The following is an 8410-nucleotide window of genomic DNA, read 5'->3' as shown; positions in this document are numbered from 1 at the left end:
GCCACCCGACGCAGTAGCGGGCCTGCTGACGCCCACCCCCGAGCAAAAAAGCTTCGCCAGGGCGCTTCGCGCTCGGGGGCTCAGGCGCCCTTGCGGGGTCATGACCCGGGCATAGCGCGGCCAGCGGAGGAACGAAAGTCAGGCATGCCGAGATGGACGGTGGGGTGTGCCTGGCCGCCAGACTCGCATGGCCTCAAGCTTCTGGCCGGCTGCGGCGATATTCAGCCGATCCAGCGTGACGGCTGTCCAGTGAGGCGGGAGATGGTGTCGAAGTCACCGTCCGCGTGGAGCAGGGTCAGCTTGTGATGCCGAGCTGTCACTGCCATGAGCAGATCCACCGGGGAGGCGCATTGGTGCCATCCCTTGTCGGCGAGCTCTCGCTGCAATTCGCTCGTCTCATCCCAGGCCGAATCTGGGATCACATAGTAAGGAAAGGTCTCATGGAGAAGGCTGTCGGCTTCGTAGAAGGCAGGTCGACCACCGACGGCGCGAAGATATTCCTGCCGTACCGGCTCACAGATGCCCACAAGGCCGGCAGAAACTGTCTGATCCCATTCGGCGCCAACCTGTCCCCGGTAGAAACGGACCAAGGCGCTGGTGTCGATCAAATAGAGCTCGGTCACGCAACGGCCTGATTCGCGTCGTCACCCTTCTCGATGACGGAGAAGTCGATCTCCCCTGCGGCCACCATCTCACGCATGCGGGCTACAGCCGCTGCCCGTCTGCGCCGATCCACGATCTCCCGGAGAGCAGCGTTGACCGTATCCTTCTTCGACGTAGTGCCAAGCACCCTCGCGGCCTCGGCCAGGGCTTCGTCGTCGAGGTCGATCACAGTTTTGGCCATCACACCCACCTATGTATACGTCTCTCAAACAGTATATACGCAAGGCGGTAGGGCACCCCGCCCGTGCTCACCGTCAAGGCACTGATCACCTGAGAGCCGCAGGCTCGCCCCCGCGTCGACGTGATGCGGGGGCCGGCGTGAGACGTGATCGCAAGGGCGTGACCTGCACACCCGATCGCGATCTTTACGATTCCCGTATAGGAGATCTTGGTGACCGCCTGATCCCGTACGGCCGCCGGAGTGCCGTACGGGATCGGCCGGCGCGGCTCAGAGCGTCGGAAGCAACTGCTTCATCTGGGTGAGTTCGGTCCGCAGGCTTGTCTGAATGGTCTTGGCCATGGCCTTGGCCTTGGGGTTGTCACCCTTGGCGACCTCGTCCTTGGCCACCTTGATCGCGCCCTGATGGTGGCTGATCATCATCTGGACGAACATGCGGTCGAACATGGCGCCCTTCATCTTCTTCATCTCGGCCATCTCGGCCGTTGACATCATGCCGTCCATCGATGTCATCATCGGGTCGTCGGCCGCCAGCGGCTGCTTGTCCCAGGCGGTGAGCCAGCCGTTGAGCTTGTCGAGCTGCGGCTGCCCCTCCATCTGGATCTTCATGGCGAGGTTCTTGACCTCGGCGTTGGAGGCGTTCGTCCGGGCCCACTTGGCCATCTGCAGGCCCTCCTGGTGATGCGGGAGCATCATCTGGACGAACATCACGTCGTCGTTGTTGAAGTCCGCTGCGGGCTTCGAGGACGACATATCCATGTCATCCATGTTGTCGTCGTCAGGCGCCGATGCCGACTGGTCCGTGGTGCCGTCAGCCGAGTCGGCGGGCTTGGGCGACATGTCCATGCCGTCCATGCTGTCGCTGGCCGATGCCGCGGGCGCGGCGCCTGCGGTCGTCGCGCCGGACGAACCGCCGCAGCCGGCGAGCAGGGTGATGGCGCCGATTCCGGCGACCGTGGCCATGGTGACACGGTGAACGGTGGTCATGGTGAATCTCTCTTTCGGAATCTGGGATTGGATGAGGCAGACCGAAGGTGATCGGTCGGTCTAGATCCGCAGAACCGAAAGGACAGCCAGATCGGGAGCCGGCGACGACGGCGGTCCCCTCCCCCGCCAGGACAGCATCGCAACACGCCCCTCCCCGGCGTCGCTTCGCAGCCCGGCCGGCAGGGTCAGAGCCGGCGGCAGCTTGACCACCGAGGTCGGCGCGGCCAGGCCCAGCAAAGGTGGATCAGCCGCCATCGCACAGGACACCACGTCGCTGGGACCGCCGGACGTCGTCTCGTACCCGGAAAGGGTGACCCACGAGGCGGACTGCGCGGCCGGATGCCCCGACGGGCCATGGCAGCGCAGAATGTGCACGGCCGCCACGCCGAAACCGAGGGTGACGAGGAGCAGCCAGACCATCCGTTGCCGCTTCATCCCGCTCACGCCACCTCCCGAGGCTCTCCGACTCCACGTCCGTGCCGGACGCGCCCGTGTGTCCCCCGACCGGGCAAAAGAGTTCCGTGCAGGCCATGCGAGGAACGGGCACCACTAGGTACGCGCGTTGACGCCCCTGGGTTCATCGGATCCGGAAGGCGAGCAGCGCGTCGAAGGAGCGCAGCGGCACTGAAGGTTACGGATGGCTGGATGAATTCAGCAGTGCTTGCGCAGAGACATACGCTCGATCAGCGGGAACAGGCTGGGGTCGAATCGGCCCTGGGCGAACCACCGGTAGCGGCTCCAGGCGCGGGGCAGGTTCTTGACGAACTTGGTGCTGGTGCTCCCGGACACCCGGATTTCGCCGAGTAGCGCGCTGTTCCCGTCCAGCAGCTGCGCCCGCATCAGCCAGGCGTCGTTGCCGTCCGTGCTGGAGACCGTGCCGTCGAACTGCGCCCTGCCGTCCGAGAACAGCGTCCATGTCGCACCGCGCATAATTTCGCAGTCACCCGAAGTGATGAAACCGTTCCAGGTGAACGTAACCTTCTCCGGGGCGGACGCGTTGGCCGTCCCGGTAGTCGGGAGCGCCAGGCCAAGGGTGAGAGCACCCATGGTCGCGGCCGTAGCTATCATCCTGCGGATCTTCATGACACGTTCCTTTCGTTGGAGACTTTCGCTTGCCGATCAGGTGGATCTTGATGGTGGGGTCTTCCCCCAGGACCGGGGGTTGGCTTTCTGCACTGGGGGATGAGCGGTGTGTGCGATACGTGCTCCGGCGCCGCTCTGACCATCGGTGATCGCCGTTCGCCGGACACCATTGACATCAAGGAGCCGGGAAGCCGGTGGGCAGAGCGCTGGCCACCCGCATGGAGAAGGCAGGCCCAGCGAATTGGAGGGCCGGCACCCGTAAAGGCGCCGGATCGGCCGCCCCTGGCCTGACCCCTACGCCGAAATCGGTCAGCGACGGGCGGTGTGGTTCACGGGCGTGGTCCCGCCCCGAGCGGTCCGGTGACGGGAGAATGTGCAGGTGTCACAGGGTGAGGCCGAGGTCGGCGATGAACCTGGCCAGGCCGATGCGCTTGCGGAACAGCTCGTGCAGGGAGGGAGTGACCGGGTCATCGAGTCGCTCCAGGGGGATCGCGGTGAAGGCGCTGCGGAGCACCAGGGTGGTCAGGTAGCCGGTCGTCGCCTGGTCGGCCGGCATGCCCTCATCGGCAAGGCCTTGTGCGTACGCCGTCTCGATCGTCCGGTGGATGGCGGGCAGCTCGCCGGGTTCGATCGCACCCTGGTGCGCGAGACCGACCAGCAACTGGCCCAGGTCGAAGCCGACCGGAACCGGGTCCTGCCAGCCCCAGTCGATGGCCACGAACTCGCCCGGCGAGTCCGCGGGCACCAGCAGGTTCTCCGGGCTGGCATCGCCGTGCGCCATCGACTTGGGCAACCGTTCTGCCGCATCCAGCAGCGCGGGAATCCTGCGGGCCAAGGCGTCCAGATCCATGCGCAGCAGGGGGTCAGCATGGTCGGCGATGAGAGGGTGCGACCAGGTCTCGCTCTCGCGCAGGGCGGGTAGTGCCCCCTGGACCACCCGGCCCATCACGTATGTCCGCAGCGCGACGCCAGAGGCGGGCGGGTCCACCCGGCGCAGAGCGGCGAGCCGGCCCAGCGCCCTGGCCGCTGCGGCGTACCTGGTCAGGTCCCATTCCCCAGATGCGGTCCGAACGTCCTCGAGCCACAGGTCGAGCCGGTCGTCGCCCAGGTCGTCGATCAGGTAGAGGCGCGGGAGCCGCATGCCTTCAGGCATGGGCAGGCCGGAGCGGTAGATGTCGGCCTCGACCCGCCAGGGGAATTCGGCCGCGAACTCCGCCCGGACCGGCTCGGGGAGCATCCCGAGGCGCGGCCAGTGCCGGGCCGAGTGAAGGGACTTCACGATGAACGACCATTCGCGGCCGCAGGTCGTGGTGCCCGCCACGCGTCGCAACCCGCCCGTGGACGGCGTACTGGACTGGTGGTCGATCGGCTCCACGCGGACGACATCGACCTCCACATCGGGCCGACCTACACATTTTCGGACCAGCGCGGTCAGGTCGACGTTTGCGATGGTGGAGGAGATTGCGGTCATGCGATGACTATCTCGCCCGCTAGGGCTGTCTCGCATGAGTACCGCCTACTCTAATCCCGCTGCAGGGCCTTACTATGCCTCTGTGCAACCCCTCTGGCCTTTCATGGGGAGATCGGCTCAGCTCGCGGCGATCCGGACGGCGATCGACGCCGGAGGTGTGGTCGTGGTGGGTCCGGCGGGCGTGGGAAAGAGCCGCCTGGCGGCGGAGGCCGTGCGGGGTATGCCCGGTCTGGTACGGATCCTGGCGACGGTCGCGGCGGCGGACATTCCGCTGGGAGCGATGGCGCACCTGTTGCCGCCGCAGCTGCCGGCCGGCAACGTGATCGGCTGGGCGGCCGATGCCATCGGTCGTGAGCGTCTGCTGCTGGTGGACGACGCGCACCTGCTCGACGCAGTGTCTGCGGTGCTGGTGCACCACCTTGTGGCGAGCGGGCAGGCGCGCGTGCTGGCGACCGTGCGTAGCGGGGAGCGGGTGCCGGATGCGGTGACGGCGCTGTGGAAGGACGATCTCGTGCCGCGCCTGGATCTCGGGCCGCTGGGAGCCGAGGAGAGCGACCGGCTGCTCGCGGACGCGCTCGGCGGTCATGTCGAGGCGATCACCGCCAGGCGGCTGTGGCGGATCAGCCAAGGCAACGTCCTGTTCCTGCGCGAACTCGTGCTGGCGGGTCAGGCCGGCGGCGCCCTCGTCGAGCGTCATGGTGCGTGGAACTGGCAGGGCGACATCTCGGTGACCATGCGGCTGAGCGAGCTGATCGAGAGCCGCATCGGCGACATCACGCCCGGCGAACGTGAGGTGCTGGACTTCGTCGCCTACGGCGAGCCGCTCAGCGCCGGCCTGCTCGCCGGCCTCGCCCCCGCGGACAGGGTATGGCGGCTGGAGGACCGGCAACTCATCGTGGTGTCACCGGAGAACCTTTCCGTGCGGCTCGCGCACCCCCTCTACGGCGAGGTGATCCGCGCCCAATGTGGGGTGTTGCGCGCCCGCGAGGTGCTGCGCAAGCTCGCGGAGGCCGTGGAGGCGAGCATGGAGGCGGCCGGATCGCGCAGCCGGGAGGACGTGTTGCGGACGGCGGTCTGGCGGCTGGACAGCGGGACGGCCGACGATGTCGCATCCCTCATGGCGGCCTGCCGTACCGCCCGGAATGTCCGCGACCTGGAGCTGGCCATCCGGCTCGGCCGCGCCGCGGTCGCGGCCGGGGGCGGCGTCGCAGCCGCCGCCCTGCTGGCCAGCGTGCTCCACTACTCCGACCGGTACGACGAGGCCGAGACCGTGCTGCTCGCGGTGGCCGGCCAGCCGATGGACGACCAGGTGCGAGCCGAATTCGAGACGGTGCGCGCCCTCAACCTCTTCATGGGACTCGGCCGCGTGGCGGAAGCGTGCGCCGCGCTCGAGGCCGCCGCCGAAGCCATGACCGATCGGGAACCGCGCCGGGGCGTCCTGGCCACGAGGACCTCGTTCGAGCAAATCCTCGGCAGGTTCGCCCAGTGCAGGCGGATGATGGAGGAGGTTCGCCGCATCGGCCCGCTGACCCCGCTCGTCGCCATCGGCGTGTCCTCGATGGAGGCCAACATGCTGCCCTATGAGGGCCGCGGCACGCAGGCGCTGGCCGTCGTCGACGAGACATGGATCGTGATCGAAGGGCAGCCCGAGGGTCTGCCCTCCTTCGCGGTGGAACTGCTCAAGGGGGGCGCCATGGCCGCCGTGCTGACCGGCGATCTCGCGGCGGCGCGGCGATATGCCGACCTGGGATACCGCCTCGGTGAGGACCACGCGGGGTGGAACCGCGCGATCGCCGAATTCGCGGCGCGGCGGGCGCAGGTGAGCAGGCTCGGTGGCCGGCTTGCCGAAGCGATCCGGCTGTGCAGGCAGGCCATCGTACGGCTCCGCGGCCGGACGATTCATGGCGCCCTGTGCCTGGCCGAGCTGGCCCACGCGTACGCGCTGCGGGGTGACGCGGCCGCCGTACAGGCGACCATGGACCTCGCAGACGAACTCGCCTTGCTGCACGTCGAGCACCGGGTGGAGTTCGCGTTCCGGCTCGCCCGGCCCTGGGCCCTGGCGGCCGAGGGCAACGTGGCCGGGGCGATCGAGACCGCGATCGAGACCGCCGACGCGGCGCGCGGGCTGCCCGCCTACGAGCTGTTCGCGCTGCACGACGTCGTCAGGTTCGGCGCTCCCGGCCTGGTCGCGGACCGGCTGACCGGGCTGGAGGGAAAGATCGACGGGCTCCTCGCACCGCTTTTCGCCCGCCACGCGCGCGCCGGGGACGACCCCAAGCAGTTGGAGGCGGTGTCGGCGTCATTCGAAGGACTGGGCCTGCTGCTGCACGCGGCGGACGCATCCGCCCAGGCTGCGGCGGGCTACCGGCGCACGGGGATGATCAGGGCCGAGCACACCGCCCAGACCCGGGCCTGGACGCTCGCCCGTCGCTGTGACGGCGCCCGGACCCCCGCGCTGACCGGCCTCGCCACCCCCGAACTGACCACCAGGCAACGGGAGATCGCCCACCTCGCGGCGTCCGGCCTGAGCAACAGAGAGATCGCCGACCGGCTGGTGATCTCCCCCCGGACCGTCGCCAACACCCTGGTCGCCGTCTACGAAAGAACCGGCGTCAACAACCGCGACGACCTCGCCGAAATCCTCGGCGTCCTCGACTAGAACGTGCTCGGGGGCCTGGCCTGAAGCCGGGCACTCGTTCGCTGGTGCGCATCAGGCTTATTAGTAGCCAAAGCCGTGGCCCACTACCAAGGAGTCAGCGGTGGCGCGGGGGCGCGGTCGACTCGCGTACGATCAGGCGCGGCGGCACCAGCGAGATCTCCGGCTGCGACTGCCCGCCCAGCTCGGCCAGCGCCGCGTGGAAGCACGCCCGCCCCAGCCCCGCGAAGTCCATCCGCACGGTGGTCAACGCGGGCGTCCAGAACGCCGAGCCCGGGATGTCGTCGAAGCCCACGATGCTCATGTCGCCGGGAACGTCCTTGCCCGCGTCGTAGAGCGCCCGCCGCACCCCCTGCGCGATGTCGTCGTTGCCGCACAGGATCGCCGTGACATCAGGCTCGCGGGCCAGCCGCCGTCCCGCGTCGTACGCGGACTCGATGTCCCACCCGCAACCCAGGACCTCGGGGATCCCCGCGCCCGCCTGCCCCAGCGCGTCGCGCCATCCCGCCTGCCGGCCACCGGCCCGCCCCTCGGACGGGATGGCCACGTGGTGCACGGTCCGATGCCCGAGGTCCAGCAGGTGCTGGGTGGCGTCGGCGGCGGCCCGTCGTTCGTCCAGCGTGATCGCGACCCGGCCCAGGTCGTGTGCGACCGGCTCGGCGGCCACGACGGCCGGGACGTGCGGCGGCAGCGCCTCCAGCACGGCGGTGCCCAGCGGATCGAACGCGATGATCACCAGTCCGCCCGCGCTCGGGTCGCTCACATAGTCGACCGTCTGCCTGACCTCGGCCGACTCCACGACCCTGATGCCCAGCGCCACGCCCTCCGTCCTGGCGGCCTCCTCGATGCCCTGGAGCGTGGAGGCGTACCCGTAGAGCATGGTGTTGGAGGTCACGACGGTGACGCCGCTGGCACGGCCGAGGCCGAGCGTCCGCGCGGCCCGGTTGGGGCGGAAGCCGAGCCGGTCGATGGCGGCCAGCACGGCGGCGCGGGTGGTGGGCCGCACCCTGGGTGACTCGTTCAGCACGCGCGAGACGGTCTGGTGCGAGACGCCGGCCTCGGCGGCCACGTCGCGGATGCTCGGGACGGCCCCTTTACGGACATGTCGGGGGCTCGTGTTCACGATCACATCGTAGTCGCGACCGTAGGAGAGAGGTTGAGCGCCAGGCGACCCACCTGCCCAGAAGCGAACGCAAGCGGCCTGCGCCACATCCAGTGCGGTGCCGACGAGGGCTGAACCTATAAGGTCAAAGCGCCTGAAAATGATCAGGGGTGACAAAGACGGACATGTGCCCGTCCCTTGATCCGCCGGATCGCACGACAGGAGAGACGATGACGTATCCCCCGCCCACCCCAGGGCCGGGATTTCATC

The 8410-nt window shown here is 68.8% G+C and carries 8 protein-coding genes; 1 reads left to right on the top strand and 7 read right to left on the bottom strand.

Features of this window, described 5'->3' with window-relative positions; all coding sequences use genetic code 11:
- Positions 1-221: 221 nt before the first annotated feature.
- The 6 genes from EJK15_RS65405 to EJK15_RS65380 form a co-directional block, all read right to left on the bottom strand.
- The gene (locus tag EJK15_RS65405) at positions 222-623 is read right to left on the bottom strand and encodes a PIN domain nuclease (RefSeq protein ID WP_138720287.1); all 402 of its coding nucleotides are present in this window, start codon (positions 621-623) and stop codon (positions 222-224) included.
- On the bottom strand, positions 620-844 hold the full coding sequence (locus tag EJK15_RS65400) for a type II toxin-antitoxin system VapB family antitoxin (RefSeq protein ID WP_138720286.1): 225 nt from the start codon (positions 842-844) through the stop codon (positions 620-622). Before EJK15_RS65400 ends, EJK15_RS65405 begins: the two co-directional genes overlap by 4 nt.
- 267 nt (positions 845-1111) lie before the next feature.
- Positions 1112-1828, bottom strand: a complete 717-nt coding sequence (locus tag EJK15_RS65395) for a DUF305 domain-containing protein (RefSeq protein ID WP_138720285.1) — start codon at positions 1826-1828, stop codon at positions 1112-1114.
- Positions 1829-1888: 60 nt separating this feature from the next.
- Complete coding sequence (locus tag EJK15_RS65390) at positions 1889-2263, bottom strand: hypothetical protein (RefSeq protein WP_138720284.1); 375 nt, start codon at positions 2261-2263, stop codon at positions 1889-1891.
- A 216-nt stretch (positions 2264-2479) separates the two neighbouring features.
- Positions 2480-2911, bottom strand: coding sequence for a DUF6294 family protein (locus tag EJK15_RS65385; RefSeq protein WP_138720283.1), 432 nt, complete (start codon positions 2909-2911; stop codon positions 2480-2482).
- A gap of 382 nt (positions 2912-3293) precedes the next feature.
- Complete coding sequence (locus tag EJK15_RS65380) at positions 3294-4382, bottom strand: phosphotransferase (RefSeq protein WP_171075347.1); 1089 nt, start codon at positions 4380-4382, stop codon at positions 3294-3296.
- A gap of 103 nt (positions 4383-4485) precedes the next feature.
- Here EJK15_RS65380 and EJK15_RS76975 point away from each other — a divergent pair, with 103 nt between their 5' ends.
- Complete coding sequence (locus EJK15_RS76975; RefSeq protein WP_138720281.1) at positions 4486-7041, top strand: LuxR family transcriptional regulator; 2556 nt, start codon at positions 4486-4488, stop codon at positions 7039-7041.
- 94 nt (positions 7042-7135) lie between these two features.
- On the opposite strand, the gene EJK15_RS65370 is transcribed toward EJK15_RS76975, so the two are convergent.
- On the bottom strand, positions 7136-8161 hold the full coding sequence (locus tag EJK15_RS65370) for a LacI family DNA-binding transcriptional regulator (protein WP_206062192.1): 1026 nt from the start codon (positions 8159-8161) through the stop codon (positions 7136-7138).
- Positions 8162-8410 lie beyond the last annotated feature (249 nt).

Source organism: Nonomuraea basaltis, from assembly GCF_005893125.1.
Lineage (GTDB): Bacteria > Actinomycetota > Actinomycetes > Streptosporangiales > Streptosporangiaceae > Nonomuraea > Nonomuraea basaltis.
Note: the sequence above shows the minus strand (reverse complement) of the source record. Positions and strands in the feature narration are given on the sequence as shown.